This is a genomic window from Cohnella panacarvi Gsoil 349 (genome assembly GCF_000515335.1).
GTDB classification, from domain to species: domain Bacteria; phylum Bacillota; class Bacilli; order Paenibacillales; family Paenibacillaceae; genus Cohnella; species Cohnella panacarvi.
The window spans coordinates 1,316,938-1,334,385 of the sequence record NZ_KI911563.1; the positions used below are offsets into that span (position 1 = coordinate 1,316,938).

Here is a 17,448-nt window from a genome sequence, read left to right on the forward strand (position 1 = left end):
GTTATCCTTTCCTTCCAAGTGCTCGCACTTTTAATCTTTCTATTATAGCGTGAATATCCGCCCGATCGTCCAGCTTGCTCCATTCGGTCAGCGACTGATCCGTAGACGCCTCCTCTAACAGCCTGCGCCGCTCGATCGGATCGGCGACCTCCGCCTTAATCCATGACCGAATCTTCCTTAACCCGATCAAGTAATCCGCATACTCCGGCCCGTAACGATCCCTAAGCTCGCCGATAATGCGCGAAGCCACCGCCGGGCCGGAACCGGATGCGCTCGCCGTCAATACGAGATCGCCTCGCCTTAACACGGCCGGAACGATAAAGTCTCCTGCTTCGCCGCCGTCAGCCGCATTCGCCGGTATCCCCCGCCTATTCGCCTCGGACAAGACCGCTGCGTTCGCCTCGGGACTGTCCGTCGCCGCGAATACAAGCATAGCGCCTTCGAGATCGCCGTCGGCATATGCTTTCGGCACGTGGCGAATCCGGCCTGCTTCCGCCAGCTCCGACAGTTCCGGGTTCAGCTTCGGACTGACGATCGTAACGTTCGCGCCGGCATCGAGCAGCCCTCGCGCTTTCCGCGCGGCGACGGCTCCGCCTCCGATCACGACGCACGTTCGGTCCTTCAAGTTCAATAAGATCGGGTACCATTCGGACACGTCTATCCGGCTCCTTTACGCCTAGAACATATGATGGAACGAGGAGAACGCGCTGGCGAAAAAATCGGCGACCATGAGCGCATATCCGATCAGGCTCCACTTAGCCGATTCGCCGCCGGCCTCCCGCGCCAACCGGCTGCGGATGAGGGAGACGATGTACGCAGCGCCAGCCGCGTAGGCAAGCAACGCCTTCAGGTCGAGCAGCTCCCCTCCGTTCGCCGAGAGCAGCAACGCGGCCGTTCCCGTGGATAGCGACAACAGCAACAGCGGCACGCCGATAAGTCCGGAACGGAACGCGTATGTATCGATGAGCTGCAGCCCCGGCATTCGGCTCATCACCGGCGACCATCGCTTCGTCTTCAGGCGGCGATGCAGGTACAAGTACATTCCGTATAGAAGCGCCGTTACGGTCAACACCGCGAAAGCCAGCGTGATGAAGCTGATATGCACGACGAGCAGCCGTCTTGCAACCTCTTCCGTCCCCAGCTCCATTCGCCTGCCGGGATACTCAAGCAAATTGAGCGCCAATACGGCGAAGCCGACGACATTGACCAACAAGACGAGCAGATCGGCCCGAAGCCATCGAAGGAGCACGAAGGAAGCCGACACGAGCAGCCATGATACGTAGAACAGAAACTCCCTGATCGTAAGCTTCGGGTCCGACAGGCTTTCGATCAGAATATACAGCAGGAACGCCGTCTGTATGACCCATACAAAAACAAGCAGCCCTGTTCCGACTTTTCTCGCGCTCCGGTTGCCGGAAGCGGCGTCGGATACGAAGAATAGCAGACTCAGGGCATAAATATACAAGACGGCGTCCGTTAACAAATCTTGCGTCATCATGAGGGCAGCGCCTCCCGCTTCCCTACCGTTATCGAATCGCGCCCGCGAGCTTGGACAGCAAGCCGCCTTGATCCAAGCCTGAACCGACTGCCGTCTCCGGCGCTTTAGCCGCCGCTAAGGTCGCATCCTTGCGGGACTTTTCCTCCGCCTTCTGTTGCGCCTTCAGCTTCGCGACGTCTTCCTCGAGCGCGAATAGCTGCACGAACAGCTTCATCGCTTCGTCGCTGCGTTTTTCGGCGGACAGTTCTTTAATGCGGAGAATCGGATCATGAATCACTTGGTTGACGATGCTCTTCGTCAGCTTGCGGATCACTTTCACTTGTCTTTCGTCAAGCTCCGGAAGCTTCCGAAGCAAGCTGTCGAGCGTGCTTTCCTGAATGCTCGCGGCTTTCTCTTGCAAAGCGCGAATGAGCGGGCTTACGCCGAGCGTAGCGTACCATTGACGGTAAGCCTCCTCCTCAAGCTCGATCATCTCTTCGATGATCGCGGCTTCTTGGCGGCGCTTGGCTATATTGTTCTCTACGATGCCTTCGAGATCGTCGATATCGTAAAGGAATACGTTCGGTATGTCGCCGGTAGACGGCTCGATATCCCGCGGCACGGCGATATCGATCAGGAACAGCGGCTTTTTCTTGCGGCTCGCCATGGCAGCCTCGACTTGCTCGCGGGTCAGAACGAACCGTTGCGCGCCGGTGCTGCTGATCACGATGTCGACATCCTTGAGGCGGTTCATCGCCTCTTCGAACGCAAGCGCCTCGCCTTGGAACTTCTTGGCGAGATCTTGCGCGTTCTCGAGCGTCCGATTGACGACCAGCACCTCTTCGGCTCCGTTCGCGTGCAGGTGCTGCGCGGTCAATTCGCTCATCTTGCCGGCGCCGACGATCATAATCGTCTTCTCGTCGAACCGTCCGAAGATGCGTTTGCCCAGCTCGACGGCCGCATAGCTGACCGACACGGCGTTCTCGCCGATCGACGTATCGGAATGCGCTCGTTTCGCGAGCGTAATCGCCTGCTTGAACAAGCGGTTGAACAACGTTCCCGTCGCCCGTTCTTCTTGAGCCAGCAAGAACGCGTCCCGCACTTGGCCCAATATTTGCGTCTCTCCGATCACCATCGAATCCAGACCGCATGCGACGCGGAACAAGTGCTCTACCGAACGATCGTCCTCGTACATGTACAAGTGGGAATTGAACTGCTGGCGCGGCACGGAGAACCACTGCTCCATGAACGAGCGGATATAGTGCCCGCATAGGTGGAGCCGGTCTACGACCGCGTAAATCTCCGTTCGGTTGCAGGTAGCGACGATGACGCCTTCGAGAATGCCCGTCGTCGCTTTGAGCGCTTGAAGCGCCTTCGGCAGATCCGATTCAGAAAGCGCGAACTTCTCGCGGATTTCTACGGGTGCTGTACGATAATTAAGACCGACGACGATCAGATGCACGGGGCATTCACCTGCCTTCCTAAGGAGCGAATTCGATTCATTCCAAATCAATTTTCATTATAGCACAATTGGACGACCGCTCTGTCGCCAAATTTGAACACTTTTCGAATAACCCTGCCATGCCTTTAAGACCTTTTCTTGCTAGTGTCGGCCTGCTGCGTTCAATCTATTCCCTCGACCGGCGTCGCGCGAGCAAGATATCACGTACAAAAAACCACAGGGCGCATGCCCCGTGGCGAGTTTGATATCGTTATTAGACGAGTTCAGCCAGCTTGATCTTCGGTTCTTCGACTTGCATCTCGCCAAGACCGCGGACCAACTTCTTCGCAAACGTCTTCTCCGGCTTGATCACGTTAATCAAATAGTCGATCGCAAGCTGCGGATCTACCGTTTCGCCGCAAGTATAGCAGTCGATCGCGGCGAATCCTCTCTCAGGATACGTATGAATGGACAGATGGCTCTCGGACAGCAGTACGAGCACCGTAGCGCCTTGCGGCTCAAATTGTTTGGCTTGAACCGAGAGAACGGTTGCGCCGCACGCTTCAGCGGCTTCTACCATGTGGGATTGAAGCAGCTCCGCGCTGTTCAACAGATCGACGTTTCCTCCCCATGTATCGACCGCAACGTGTCTTCCGAAAGTTGAATATTCCATCTTTCGGTTCCCCCTTCCTAGGAATAAAATGTGTGAAACTTTTCATCCGCTAGGACCTACGTCATTCACTTGGAGGGAATCTGTCTGTATTCCTTTGAGAGTGAATCCTGGTTCCTATTGTGTTGTCAACGAAACTAAAAATAACATCTATCCGCATGAAATGCAATACTTTTTTTTGCGCGTCTTTACCCCCCGCCATACCGCGCCCAGCTTAGGAAAACCGGGTGTCGGCCCGAAACCGCTGCCGGGCGATTCTCCGCGATCCGCAGGCAACAACAAAAGGAGCCGTATCGTCGGCTCCCTAGAATGGCAAATTTAAGCTTCCAGCGCGAACAGCATGCGGCTGTGGTATTTCAACTTCTCGTCGATATCGGCGATCCGGCGGGCGTCCAGCGTCTGATTGCGGATGTCGAGCAGCTCGTTGACCGCTCCGCGCAACCTCTCGATCTCGCCTTCGACCGAGACCAACTTGAACTTAGCTTCCAACGCTCCTGCCGTGTCCCGGTGCTCGAACACCGTGCGCAAGTTGTTGCCGCTGCATTCCACGATTCGGACGACGGCTCCCCGTATATAGTGATAAACCATCGTAAATCCAGGATAAATCCGATTGACTACCGCATCTCCTTTGAAGGACGATACGAGCTTGCGCAGTACATTATTCAAATTCGGTTGAACGACACGGCAAGTGAGAACGCAACGAAACTGACCATTCATTCTCTCGAACGTCAAGCGGATCGTTTCTCCGCCCGCATCGTCTCCTAGCACGACCTCATGATTGCCGTTATCCAACACGAACACTTGCATCTTCAGCTGTTGGAGCTCGCAAAGAGAGATCAATTTCGGCATTTCGGATTCCGGAAGTACAAAGCTGGCGTTCACATACTCCGTGGCTACCCGTTGAGCCATAAAATCTCCTCAATTCCATTGTGTTGCAAATTGTGAAACCGTCTTGCTAAGTCTTATTATACCGGATTCACAACCTTGTTTCTTGCCGCCGAGTCTCGATTTTTCCGTAAAAAACGCTCAAAAAACGATTCCTCACCCGATCCAGCCAAACTTTTACCCGTTATCCTCGGTTTCCTGCGCGAGTTTAGGGGGTTCAGAGGGGGATTTCATCGTCATATCTGCCGATTGCGCGATAATGCTCCATAAATCATCTCTTCCTTGACCCGTTTCGGAGGAAAAGAGGACAAGCGGAACATGGCCCGGCATGCCGAGCGTCTGGCGGATCATCTTCGAATGCTTCGGCCACTGGGAACGAGATACTTTATCGGTCTTCGTGGCCACGACGCACATGGGGATGCCGTAATGGGACAGCCAGGCGTACATGTTCTGATCCTCCGCGGATGGCGGATGGCGGAAGTCCACGAGCTGGAGCACGAGCTTGAGCGGCTCCCGGTCGCGCAAATACTTCTCGACCATCTTGCCCCATGCTTGACGTTGGGACTTGGACACCTTCGCATAACCGTAACCGGGAAAATCGACATAGTAAAGCACGCCGGCTTCGCTGGTCACCTTATAATAATTCAGCGTCTGCGTCTTGCCCGGCTGCGCGCTCGTGCGCGCCAGATTGCGTCTGAGCAGCATCTTGTTGATGAGCGATGACTTCCCTACGTTGGAGCGGCCGGCCAAGGCAATCTCCGGCAAACCGTCCGCCGGATATTGATCAGGGCCGACCGCGCTAATGACAAACTCGCTTTGATTGATTTTCATCTTGACCGACTTCTCCCATCAGTGAGTACCTAACGGCGGCGTATCCTCCGGTTTTTCGTTCGCTTGCACGAACGGCTTGCCCTGCAGATTGTCGTCGCCTTCATCCGCCGCGAGCGCGAACTTCCCGAACGCGTCGGACAACGCGTGGCGAAGGACTTCGTCCATATGCGCTACCGGCACGAAAGTCAGGTCGGCGCGCACGCTTTCGGGAACGTCGCGCAAGTCGCGCTCGTTGTCCTTCGGTATAATCACCTTCTTGATGCCCGCTCGGTGCGCCGCCAGCGACTTCTCCTTCAGCCCGCCGATCGGCAGCACGCGACCTCTCAGCGTAATTTCGCCCGTCATCGCGACCATGCGGGACACGGTGCGGTTCGTGAGGGCGGAGATGAGCGCGGTCGCCATCGTAATGCCCGCGGAAGGGCCGTCCTTCGGGATGGCTCCTTCCGGAATATGAATATGAATATCGTTCTTCTCATGGAACTGAGAATCGATCGCCAGCTCCTTCGCGCGGCTGCGCGTATAGCTGAACGCCGCTTGCGCCGATTCCTTCATGACGTCGCCCAACTTGCCCGTCAGCGTCAGCTTGCCGGTGCCCGGCATGACGGTAACCTCGATGACGAGCGTGTCCCCGCCGACTTCCGTCCAGGCGAGCCCCGTAACGGCGCCGATCTGGTCTTCCTGCTCGGCCATGCCGTAGCGGAACTTGGAAGGCCCGAACAGCTCCTTCAGCTTCGCCAGGTCGACGACATACGGAGCGGCTTCCGGATCCGAGACGATCGCTTTGGCCGCCTTGCGGCATATCGAGGCCAGCTGCTGCTCCATGTTGCGGACGCCGGATTCGCGCGTATATTCGCGGATGAGCGCGAGCAGCGCGTCCGGTTCGAGTACGAGCTGCTCCGGTTCGAGACCGTGATCCCGCATCTGCTTAGGCAGCAGGTGGCGCTCGGCGATCTGCTGTTTCTCGAGCTCGGTATAGCCCGGAATATACAGCAGCTCCATCCGGTCGAGCAACGGTCTGGGGATATTGTGAACGACGTTCGCCGTCGTCACGAACATGACGTTGGACAAGTCGTACGGCAACTCGATGTAATGGTCGCTGAACGTGGCGTTCTGCTCCGGATCGAGCACTTCGAGCAGCGCCGACGAAGGGTCGCCCCTGAAGTCCATCGCCATCTTATCGATCTCGTCGAGCAAGAACACGGGATTCGCCGATCCCGCGGTGCGCATCCCTTGAATGATGCGTCCCGGCATCGCTCCTACGTACGTCCGGCGATGACCACGGATTTCGGCTTCGTCGCGGACGCCGCCGAGCGAGATCCGCACGAATTCGCGCCCTAGCGATTTGGCGATGGAGCGCGCCAGCGACGTCTTGCCGACGCCCGGCGGCCCGACGAGGCACAGAATCGGCCCCTTCAGCTTCTTGACGAGCTTCTGCACCGCCAAGTATTCGAGGACGCGTTCCTTCGGCTTGTCGAGCCCGAAATGCTCCGCCTCGAGTATCGATTCGGCTTTAGCAATATCGAGATCGTCCTCGGTCATCTTCATCCACGGAAGCGCAAGCAGCCATTCCACGTACGTGCGGATGACCGCGCCCTCCGCGGACGCCGCCGGCATTTTCTCCAGACGGTCGATCTCCTTCTCGACTTTAGCGGCGATTTTCTCGGGCAGCTCGGCTTCGGCCAGTTGGTTGCGAAGCTCTTCGACTTCTCCCGCGCGGCCTTCCTTCTCTCCGAGCTCTTTCTGGATCGCCTTCATTTGCTCGCGAAGGTAATACTCCTTCTGCGTCTTTTCCATCTGTTTCTTGACGCGCTGGCTGATTTTCCGCTCGAGCTCGAGCACCTCGCGCTCGTTGTTCAGGAAATCGAGCAGCTTCTCGAGCCGCGGACGGACTTCGACGGTCTCGAGAATTTCTTGCTTGTCCTTGATTTTGAGCGACAGGTGACTCGTGATGACGTCCACCAGCCGTCCCGGCTGATCGATATCCGATACGGCGGCAAGCGTCTCCGGCGTAACCTTCTTGGACAGATTGATATAATGTTCGAATTGGCTTAGCACCGCGCGCATGAGGGCATCCAACTCCGAATCGTTGGATTGCCCTTCATTCAGCTCGTGAGTCAGCACCTCGTAGAAATTGTCATTCGGCAAGTATTGCTCGATTTCGGCCCGGCTTACGCCCTCGACGAGAACGCGGATCGTGCCGTTCGGCAGCTTGAGCATTTGCCTGACCTTGGCGATCGTACCTACGCGGTAAATATCCTCCTGAGTAGGTTCTTCGATATTAACCTCCGACTGGGAGCAGAGCAGGATCATGTGATCGTCGATCATGCATTGCTCCAGCGCTTTGACCGACTTCTCGCGGCCTACGTCCAGATGCAGCACCATGCTTGGGTAGACGAGCAGCCCGCGCAAGGGCAACAGTGGAATGGAGCGACTTTTCTGTTTGCCGGTTCCCATGATTGGGCACCTCCTCGAAGGATCTGGAGCTAGTTAAATCTTTCGTCATTGTACCAAATGTATTCGCTCGCCGCAAAAATGAACACCCAGTTGCTGGAAGCCGCGCCGACCGTTATCCCCTTAGCTCAGGAGCCGTCGGCGGCCCGGCGACGGATATTAGCGGCGTGTGAGGACGCTATTGCCGCGCGTCGGCGTGGTTTTGCGATTTAGCGGCGTAGGGGGCCTCTATTACCGCGCGTCGGCGTGTTTTGGCGATTTAGCGGCGTGGGAGGCCTCTATTGCTACACGTCGGCGCATTTATGCGAATTAGCGGCGTGGGAGGACGCTAATGCTGCGCGTCGGCGTGTTTTGGCGATTTAGCGGCGTGGGGGGACGCTATTGCCGCGCGTCGGCGTGTTTTTGCGAATTAGCGGAGTGTGAGGACGCTATTGCCGCGCGTCGGCGTGTTTTTGCGATTTAGCGGTGTGTGAGGACGCTATTGCCGCGCGTCGGCGCATTTATACGATTTAGCGGCGTGTGAGGACGCTATTGCCAAGCGTCGACGCATTTATGCGATTTAGCGGCGTGTGAGGACGCTATTACCGCGCGTCGGCATGTTTTTGCGATATAGCGGCGCGTGGTGCCGCTATTGCCGCGCGTCGGCGTGTTTTTGCGATTTAGCGGCGTAGGAGGCCTCTATTGCCGCGCGTCGGCGTGGTTTTGCGATTTAGCGGAGTGTGAGGACGCTATTACCGCGCGTCGGCGTGGTTTTGCGATTTAGCGGCGTGGGAGGACGCTATTGCCGCGCGTCGGCGTGTTTTTGCGATTTAGCGGCGTATGAGGACGCTATTGCCGCGCGTCTGCGTGTTTTGGCGATTTAGCGGCGTGTGAGGACGCTATTGCCGCGCGTCGGCGCATTTATACCGATTTAGCGGCGTGTGAGGACGCTATTGCCGCGCGTCGGCGCATTTATACGATTTAGCGGCGTGTGAGGACGCTATTGCCAAGCGTCGACGCATTTATGCGATTTAGCGGCGTGTGAGGACGCTATTGCCGCGCGTCGGCGTGTTTTTGCGAATTAGCGGCGTGGGGGGACGCTATTGCCGCACGTCGGCGTGTTTTGGCGATTTAGCAGCGTGGGAGGCCTCTATTGCCGCGCGTCGGCGTGTTTTTGCGATTTAGCGGCGTAGGAGGACGCTATTGCCGCGCGCCGGCGCATTTATACGATTTAGCGGCGTGTGAGGACGCTATTACCACGCATCGGAAGCCATACTAGCTGCAGCATCGGACGCAAAAAAGCGACGCCGAAGTGACCTTCGGACCGCCGCCCTTCATTTACCCTTTATCGCTCTCCGTAAACTTCGCGCCGGCGTGCAGCACGGAACCCGCGGGAGCCGCCGCGAACGCGTCCGCGGCGACCGGATGCTCGGCGATCTGCCACTCGGCGTCCGCGTGGATCATATGCTCGCCGAACACGTGGCGGAACACTTCTTCGATCCGGTCGACGGGAATCACCTTGACGCCTTCGAGCCCCTCGAAGATCGCCTGCCAGTTCTCCTTCGGGATAAGCACAGTCTCCGCGCCAGCCTGCAGCGCGGCTTCGACCTTCGCGATCACGCCGCCGACAGGCTTGACGCCTCCGTGAATGCTTACCTCGCCGGTCATCGCCAGTTTGTTGTCGACGGGCTGGCGAAGGAGCGCCGATGCGATCGCCACCGCCATCGCGACCCCTGCGGACGGACCGTCCACCGGCGTGCCGCCCGGAAAGTTAATGTGCAGGTCGAAATTCTCCGGCTGGAAGCCGTTGCGCCGCAGAATCGTCATCACGTTGTCGAGCGAGCCCTTCGCCATGCTTTTGCGCCGAAGCGTGCGCTGCCCGCCGCCGAGCTCTTCTTCCTCCACGACGCCGGTAATGGTGTATTGGCCGCGTCCATGATGCGCCGGGATCGCCGTTACTTCGATTTCGAGCAGCGCCCCCATGCTCGGGCCGTACACCGCCAATCCGTTGACCAAGCCGATTTGCGGCTTCGCGGGAACTTTGCGCTCCGGCCGTGGCGGAAGCTGGCTGCTATTGACGACCCATTCGATGTCGGAAGCGTTAAGCTCGTCGCGACTTTCCGATAAAGCGAGGCCTGCGGCCAGCTGAATAATATTGACCGCTTCCCGGCCGTTCGTGGCGTACCGTTTCACGACCTCGATCGTTTCCACGCTAGGCGCAAACCCGATTTTCTGAATGGCGTTCTCCGCGATTTGTCCGATCTCGTCCGGCAGGAGCGGCCGGAAGAACACTTCCATGCATCGGCTTCTCAAAGCCGGCGGCAGCTCCCCGGGAGAGCGGGTCGTCGCTCCGACCAGCCTGAAGTCTGCTGGCAGCCCGTTCTGAAAAATATCGTGGATGTACATCGGGATATTCGTATCTTCCGCATGATAATAAGCGCTCTCCAAATACACTTTGCGGTCCTCGAGAACCTTAAGCAGCTTATTCAGTTGAATCGGATGCAGCTCGCCGATCTCGTCGATGAACAGAATGCCGCCGTGCGCCTTCGTCACCGCGCCCGGCTTCGGCTGCGGTATGCCTGCGACGCCCATCGCGCCTGCGCCCTGATAGATCGGATCGTGCACGGAGCCGATCAGCGGGTCGGCGATGCCGCGTTCGTCGAAACGCGCCGTCGTCGCGTCGATCTCCGTAAACTTCGCTTCGGACCGGAAGGGGGAAAGCTTGTTTTTCTTCGCTTCCTCTAAGATAACGCGGGCTGCGGCGGTTTTGCCGACTCCGGGAGGGCCGTAGACGAGAACGTGCTGCGGGTTGCTGCTGCACAGAGCCGCCTTCAGCGCGCGAAGCCCTTCCTTCTGGCCGACGATGTCGGCAATCGATACCGGCCTCGTCTTCTCGGAGAGCGGCTTCGTCAGGGAGATCGAGCGAAGCTTGCGAAGCTTATCCATCTCCTTGCGCGACTCGCGATCGACCGCGCTGCGGTTGCTCTTCTGGTTGCGCAGCAAGTTCCAAAAATAAATGCCGATTACGACGGCAAAAAAAACTTGAACGAGCATCAGGATCGAGCTTAAAGTCATGTAAACCTGTCCTCCCCAATCGAGCTAATCTTATGCCTTTGGATGGCAACAAAAAAAATCCGGCCTTCGGGCTATACTTGGTAGTATTGCCCGAAAACCGGAAGGAATAACCGCTATTCGCCGACAAACATTCGCTAAATCTCCAGCAGCTCGCGGATATCTTCCTCCGTCAAAGTCGATATCGCCGCGTCCCCCGATTGGATCACTTCGTCGATCAGATCTTTTTTCCGTTGCTGCAGCTCCAGCATTTTCTCCTCGATCGTCCCTTGCGCGACAAGCTTGATCACTTGCACGACGTTCTTCTGCCCGATTCGGTGCGCCCGGTCCGCCGCCTGCTGCTCGACCGCCGGATTCCACCACAGATCGAATAGCACGACCGTATCCGCGCCGGTCAAGTTCAAGCCGGTCCCGCCGGCCTTTAACGAGATGAGGAAAATTTCCTTCGCCCCGTCGTTGAACTGCTGGCACATCTCAATGCGCTGCTGGGCCGGCGTCGAGCCGTCCAAATAGAAATACGACAGCTCCCTCTCGTCAAGCTGCGAACGGATGATGCTTAGCATCGACGTGAATTGCGAGAAAATCAGCATGCGCTTGCGGCCGCCCTGGCACTCCTCTACGATCTCCATCAGCTGCTCCAGCTTTCCGGACGTACCCTCGTACCCTTCGATGAACAGAGCGGGGTGACAACAAAGCTGTCTGAGCCTCGTGAGCCCGGCCAATATTTTCATCCGGCTTCTTTGGAAGCCGTCCTGCGCCAGATCCTTCGCGATATCGCTCTGCAGGCGTTCCAGGTAAGCGAGATACAGCTGCTTCTGCTCGAGGGACAGCTCCGAGGGTTGCACGCTCTCGATTTTGTCCGGCAGCTCCTTCAGCACTTCGCTCTTCAGCCTGCGCAGAATGAAAGGCTTTATGATTCTGGCGATTTTGTCCCGGGGAAGATCCGAGAACGCCTTTCTTCCTCCGAACAAACCGGGGAAAATGACGTCGAAGATCGACCAAAGCTCGTCGAGAGAGTTCTCGATCGGCGTTCCCGTTAAGGCGAAGCGTTGGGAGGCATGGATTCGGCGAACGGCATGGGCCGTCAGCGAAGCGTGGTTTTTGATCGCCTGGGCTTCATCCAGGAACATGGCCCGGAACCGCTGTTTCTCATACCGCTCGATATCACGGCGCAATAGCGGATAAGACGTAATCCAGACGTCGGCCGCCGATAGGTCTTCCATCATTTCGGCGCGTTCTTGACGATCGCCCGCCGCGACGACCGTTCTGACGTTAGGAGCGAATTTCTTGAATTCCCGCTCCCAGTTATAAATCAGCGATGCGGGCGAGACGATAAGCACGGGCTTCCTGTCGGCATTCTCCTCGTCCCCCGAGGAAGGCTCTTGCAGCTCCGACACGATATAGGCGATGCTCTGAACCGTCTTCCCAAGCCCCATATCGTCGGCCAGAATGCCGCCCAGGCCATAGTAAGACAGCGTCTTGAGCCATTGAAAGCCGTATTTCTGATAGTCGCGAAGCACAGGATCTAGCTCCTGCGGCACTTCGAAATCCAAGTTGTCCGGATTGCGAAGATTGTCCCACAGCTTGCGCAAAGACCTGCCGAGCTGTACGCCCGGGGTCGCGCCGAACCGATCCATGAGCTGAAAGCTGCGAACGGCCGGCATCCGAAGACGGTTGCCGCTCATCTCCGGCCTCGCAAGATCAAGCTCGTCGAACAAGCGATGGATCTCCTTGAAGCTGTCCTGCTCCAAGGACATGTACGCGCCGGCCGACGTCCGATAATATTTCTTCTTCTCCACCAAATTGCGCAGCAGTCGCTGGATTTCTTCCGTGTCCATGCCTTCCATGTCGAACGAAACTTCGAGCCATTCGGTATGGGCGTCGACGTCCAATCGGGCTTTGGGCCGATATTCTTCCGTTCGCATCATGTCCCTGACCGCCTCGGTCGAGTAAATCTCGACGTCGTTAGCCAGCAGCGGAAGCAGCACGAACAGAAAGTCATAGATGTCGTCTTCTTGGTCCAAGTACACTTGTCTGCCATTAAACTTGAACGCGGCCCGCTCGATCAGCGACATGATCCGATGCTCGCGTTCGATGTCCCGCATGAGGATCACGTCGGGATTGTTCATCTGCGATTGGAGCTGCGGCAGCGGACGAATGATGATGTCGTCATACACGTATTCGAGACTTGCTTGCAGCTTATTATCCTCGAAATCGATATGCATCTTCGCTTGCAGAGGCGGATTTACGATCCGGTCGGCGATCTGCGGCGATATGCGCACGTCCATCATCGGCTTTAGTCCTCGAACGACGCGTTCGAGAAAAGGCTCCAGCTGATCCCGCTGAATGAGCAGCCGCGTCCGAGACTCGTAATGGAACATCCGTTTGATCTCGGCCATGCGCTTCAACTGCTCGCCGTCCGCCTCGAACAACATGCCGTTCACGACCGCCGTCCCATAATTTTCGAGGAAAATCGCATGTTTGAGCCCTTCGAATTCAAGCTGATAGCCCGCTTCTCCCGCTCTGTTCAACTGAGCATGGAGCGGCAACGGACCCGTCATGGCCTTCATCCGTCCGCCATTGCCCATTTTATCCTCGTATGTCAGCCTCACTTGCTCGACAAGAGGCAGCATGCGCCCCCAGATCGCCGGAGGAATCATCAAGATCCTCTCCTCACGATGCGAATACGAGGAGAACGAATGAAACAAATCTTTATAGATTTCTTCCGCTCGCATCGCTTCGATCATCAAGCGGATGAATTGTTCGTCGGCGGGTTTGAAGACGTGCTCGAGCGGATCGTAAGTGAAATGCTTCGCGAACACCATCGGATTGCGATTATCGACGTTGTTCAGAAAATCTTTCATCCGCTGCACGATATAGAGGCGGGAGACGCCGATTTTCATCGTGACGGCCAGCATCGGGCGACTTGAAAAGCCTTGCATCACCCGGCAAGCGAACTCGACGTCCAGCTCTTGGGTTTGCTCTGGAATCGCATCATCTTCCAATTGCAACTCGGACTGGCGAGACAAGTCGCGATCGAACAAGTAAATGACCTGTTTGGTCAATTGCGAATCGCGATCGGTAATCGCGATAGACTGCGCGGACTCGTCATCCGTCGTATCCTTGGCCATCGTAAGCAAGACGGCAGCGATATGCGGACAATACGCCCCGGACGCCGCGTACGGATCGCATGAGCAAGAAGCCTCGATCTCATGGGCTCCGCCCCATACGATCTCGACTTCCTCTCGTTTGTTCGTATTCGATTTCACGATCGCGGTAACGCCGCCGAAGGCCGTATCAGCTTTAAGGGAGCCGACTTGGCCCCCTCGAAGCATCACTTCCCCTTGCCTCGTTACCGCTTCCGTGCAAAGTCGCTCTACGGTCGTACGATCGAGCTGAAACTTAACCTGTTCCCTATTGCTCGCCATCTAAGTATCAACCCGCATTTCTTTGTTACATTTAATCGCGCGACTCGCGCAAGAACGTTGTCTTAGTGTTTGCGTCCCGGGATTTCTCCGGTTTCCGTGTAGGCGGCGACGATATGGTCGATCTCTTTCTTCAGTTCGGAGACGAGATCGGCTTCGGGTACTTTGCGGATCATTTCGCCATAACGGAACAGCATGCCTTCTCCGCGCGCTCCCGCGATGCCGATGTCCGCTTCGCGCGCCTCTCCCGGCCCGTTAACCGCGCAGCCAAGGACGGATACTTTGATCGGTACCTTCAGCTTCGATAAGTACTCCTCTACCTCGTTCGCCACCGCGAACAAGTCGATATCCAATCTTCCGCACGTCGGGCAAGAAATTAACGTAGGCGCATCGGTAATAAGCCCGAATACCTTAAGCAGCTCGCGCGCCACTTTGATCTCTTCCACGGGATCCGCGCTCAGCGAGATGCGCATCGTGTTCCCGATTCCATGGTTAAGCAACACGCCTAGTCCGGCCGCGCTCTTCACCGTGCCGGAGAACAGCGTGCCCGCTTCCGTAATGCCCAGATGGAGCGGATAGCGAATGACTTCCGCCGCCTTCGTGTATGCCTCGATCGCCATCGGCACATCGGATGCTTTAAGGGAAACGATAATATCGTGAAAATCAAGCTCTTCCAGTATGCCGATATGGTACAAGGCGCTCTCTACCATCGCGTCCGCCGTTGGATAGCCGTACTTCTCGAGCAAATGGTTCTCGAGCGACCCCGCGTTGACCCCGATCCGAATCGGCACGCTCCGCTCCTTGCACGCTTTAACGACCGCTTCGACTTTCTCGCGGCGGCCGATATTGCCCGGATTAATGCGCACTTTATCGATGCCGTTCTCGATGGCCATCAACGCGAGACGATAGTCGAAGTGGATGTCAGCGACGAGAGGGATGCTGATCTGGCGCTTGATCTCCTTGATCGCTTCCGCGGCTTCTTTATTGTTGACCGTAACCCGAACGATTTGGCAACCCGCTTCCTCCAGTCGCTTAATCTCCGCGACCGTAGCGGCAACGTCGGCCGTCTTCGTCGTGCACATGCTCTGCAATATTACTTGATTGTTGCCGCCGATCGTTAAATTCCCCACGCGAACGGCGACCGTATCGGTACGTTTGTACATCTTAAGAATCTCCCCTGTATAAGCTAAATCCACCCCGATTGATTACTCGGGGTGGAACCGGCGATTAAGGCGAACGCCGAGTAGTCGATAACCGTATCGGCTTTCGTCCTGCTCCCATCATGCTTTGCGTTACGCGCTCTCTTCTTTTTTCTTGCCTTTCTTGGTCGTGAGCTCCGGCGCCAGCTTTTCCTTAATGACCTTCTCGGTCACGAGGCAGTTGACGACGTCGTCGCGCGAAGGCACTTCGTACATGACGTCCAGCATGACGCCCTCGATGATGGCGCGAAGTCCGCGCGCGCCCGTGTTCCGCTTGATCGCTTCGCGTGCGATCGCTTCGAGCGCTCCGCCGTCGAACTCAAGCTTGACGTTGTCCATCTCGAGCAGCTTCTGGTACTGCTTAACCAGCGCATTCTTCGGTTCGGACAGGATGCGCACGAGCGCAGCCTCGTCAAGCGGTTCCAGCGTGGAGATCACGGGAAGACGACCGACGAATTCCGGAATGAGCCCAAATTTGAGCAAATCTTCCGGTTGGGCCAGCGACAAGTATTCGCCCGGCTTCATGTCTTTCTGCCCTTCGAGGGCGGAGCTGAAGCCGATGACTTTCTTGCCGATCCGGCGCTTGATGATCTGTTCCAGACCGTCGAACGCGCCGCCGCAGATGAACAGGATGTTCGTCGTATCGATCTGGATGAACTCTTGATGCGGATGCTTGCGTCCGCCTTGCGGAGGAACGGAAGCGACCGTGCCTTCAAGAATCTTGAGCAACGCTTGTTGTACGCCTTCTCCCGATACGTCGCGAGTAATCGAAGGATTCTCGGATTTACGGGCGACTTTATCGATCTCGTCGATGTAGATAATGCCGCGTTCGGCCTTCTCCACGTCGTAATCGGCAGCTTGGATCAGCTTAAGCAGAATGTTCTCGACGTCTTCGCCGACGTAACCGGCTTCCGTCAGGGAAGTCGCGTCCGCGATCGCGAACGGGACGTTAAGAATCTTAGCCATCGTCTGCGCGAGCAGCGTCTTGCCGGACCCGGTAGGACCTACAAGCATGATGTTGCTCTTCTGAAGCTCGACTTCTTCGATCTTCGTCTGCGAGTTAATGCGCTTGTAATGGTTGTACACCGCTACGGAGAGCGATTTCTTCGCTTGCTCTTGGCCGATGACGTACTGATCGAGAATATTGCGGATGTCTTTCGGCTTCGGAATATCCTTCATATCGAGCTCTTCTTCGTGTCCGAGCTCCTCTTCGACGATCTCCGTACACAGCTCGATGCATTCATCGCATATATAGACACCCGGACCGGCTACCAGCTTGCGAACCTGATCCTGGGATTTGCCGCAGAACGAGCATTTCAATTGACCCTTCTCGTCGCTAAATTTAAACATGTAAACCCTCCTTTGAAAAACGGCTGTAACCGCGCTCTAAGCGCTAGTCGCAACAGGTGTAGTAATAACGCGGTCGACCAATCCATATGCAACGGCTTCTTCCGCACTCATGAAGTTATCGCGATCGGTATCGCGCTCAATCTTCTCGTACGGTTGGCCGGTACGTTCAACGTAAATGCGGTTGAGCTTCTCTTTTGTCTTGACGATCCAATCGGCGTGGATCTTAATGTCGGATGCCTGACCTCTTACCCCGCCGAGCGGTTGATGGATCATGATCTCGCTGTTCGGAAGCGCGAAGCGTTTGCCCGGCGCGCCTGCGGTCAGCAAGAGCGAGCCCATGCTGGCAGCCATGCCGACGCAGATCGTGGATACGTCCGGTTTGATGAACTGCATCGTATCGTAGATTCCCATTCCGGCAGTAACCGACCCGCCGGGAGAATTGATGTACAAGTGAATATCCTTTTCAGGATCTTCCGCCGCCAAGAAAAGCAGTTGGGCAATGACGAGATTGGCAACATCGTCGTCAATCGCGCTTCCGAGAAAAATAATCCTGTCTTTCAAGAGCCTAGAGTAAATGTCGTACGACCGCTCTCCGCGATTCGTCTGCTCGACGACCATAGGTACCAGCATGCAACCAACCTCTTTTCTGAATGGACTTCCAATCTCGG

General features: G+C 56.7%; 12 protein-coding genes. All 12 read right to left on the reverse strand.

The window, feature by feature from the left end:
* Nucleotide 1: 1 nt before the first annotated feature.
* The gene (locus tag COHPA_RS0106275) at nt 2-655 is read right to left on the reverse strand and encodes a precorrin-2 dehydrogenase/sirohydrochlorin ferrochelatase family protein (RefSeq protein ID WP_027085348.1); all 654 of its coding nucleotides are present in this window, start codon (nt 653-655) and stop codon (nt 2-4) included.
* A 21-nt stretch (nt 656-676) separates the two neighbouring features.
* On the reverse strand, nt 677-1,498 hold the full coding sequence (ccsA, locus tag COHPA_RS0106280; protein ID WP_027085349.1) for a cytochrome c biogenesis protein CcsA: 822 nt from the start codon (nt 1,496-1,498) through the stop codon (nt 677-679).
* A 28-nt stretch (nt 1,499-1,526) separates the two neighbouring features.
* Nucleotides 1,527-2,939 carry a glutamyl-tRNA reductase gene (gene hemA / locus COHPA_RS0106285; RefSeq protein WP_027085350.1) on the reverse strand — a complete coding sequence of 471 codons (1,413 nt, stop codon included), beginning with the start codon at nt 2,937-2,939 and terminating at the stop codon, nt 1,527-1,529.
* 253 nt (nt 2,940-3,192) lie between these two features.
* The gene (gene speD / locus COHPA_RS0106290) at nt 3,193-3,591 is read right to left on the reverse strand and encodes an adenosylmethionine decarboxylase (protein WP_027085351.1); all 399 of its coding nucleotides are present in this window, start codon (nt 3,589-3,591) and stop codon (nt 3,193-3,195) included.
* Between the two features lie 315 nt (nt 3,592-3,906).
* Complete coding sequence (locus COHPA_RS0106295; RefSeq protein ID WP_027085352.1) at nt 3,907-4,497, reverse strand: hypothetical protein; 591 nt, start codon at nt 4,495-4,497, stop codon at nt 3,907-3,909.
* Nucleotides 4,498-4,650: 153 nt separating this feature from the next.
* Nucleotides 4,651-5,304 (reverse strand): ribosome biogenesis GTP-binding protein YihA/YsxC, encoded by a 654-nt coding sequence (gene yihA / locus COHPA_RS0106300; RefSeq protein ID WP_027085353.1) that lies wholly within the window; start codon nt 5,302-5,304, stop codon nt 4,651-4,653.
* Nucleotides 5,305-5,322: 18 nt separating this feature from the next.
* Nucleotides 5,323-7,758: an endopeptidase La gene (gene lon / locus COHPA_RS0106305; RefSeq protein ID WP_027085354.1), complete on the reverse strand. Its 2,436-nt coding sequence runs from the start codon at nt 7,756-7,758 to the stop codon at nt 5,323-5,325.
* A gap of 1,314 nt (nt 7,759-9,072) precedes the next feature.
* Nucleotides 9,073-10,809: an ATP-dependent protease LonB gene (lonB, locus tag COHPA_RS0106310; RefSeq protein ID WP_027085355.1), complete on the reverse strand. Its 1,737-nt coding sequence runs from the start codon at nt 10,807-10,809 to the stop codon at nt 9,073-9,075.
* Between the two features lie 134 nt (nt 10,810-10,943).
* Nucleotides 10,944-14,234 carry a DEAD/DEAH box helicase gene (locus tag COHPA_RS0106315; RefSeq protein WP_027085356.1) on the reverse strand — a complete coding sequence of 1,097 codons (3,291 nt, stop codon included), beginning with the start codon at nt 14,232-14,234 and terminating at the stop codon, nt 10,944-10,946.
* Between the two features lie 62 nt (nt 14,235-14,296).
* Nucleotides 14,297-15,394, reverse strand: a complete 1,098-nt coding sequence (gene ispG / locus COHPA_RS0106320; protein ID WP_027085357.1) for a flavodoxin-dependent (E)-4-hydroxy-3-methylbut-2-enyl-diphosphate synthase — start codon at nt 15,392-15,394, stop codon at nt 14,297-14,299.
* A gap of 129 nt (nt 15,395-15,523) precedes the next feature.
* Nucleotides 15,524-16,780, reverse strand: coding sequence for an ATP-dependent protease ATP-binding subunit ClpX (gene clpX, locus COHPA_RS0106325; RefSeq protein ID WP_027085358.1), 1,257 nt, complete (start codon nt 16,778-16,780; stop codon nt 15,524-15,526).
* 36 nt (nt 16,781-16,816) lie between these two features.
* Nucleotides 16,817-17,410, reverse strand: a complete 594-nt coding sequence (clpP, locus tag COHPA_RS0106330) for an ATP-dependent Clp endopeptidase proteolytic subunit ClpP (RefSeq protein ID WP_027085359.1) — start codon at nt 17,408-17,410, stop codon at nt 16,817-16,819.
* Nucleotides 17,411-17,448: the final 38 nt, after the last annotated feature.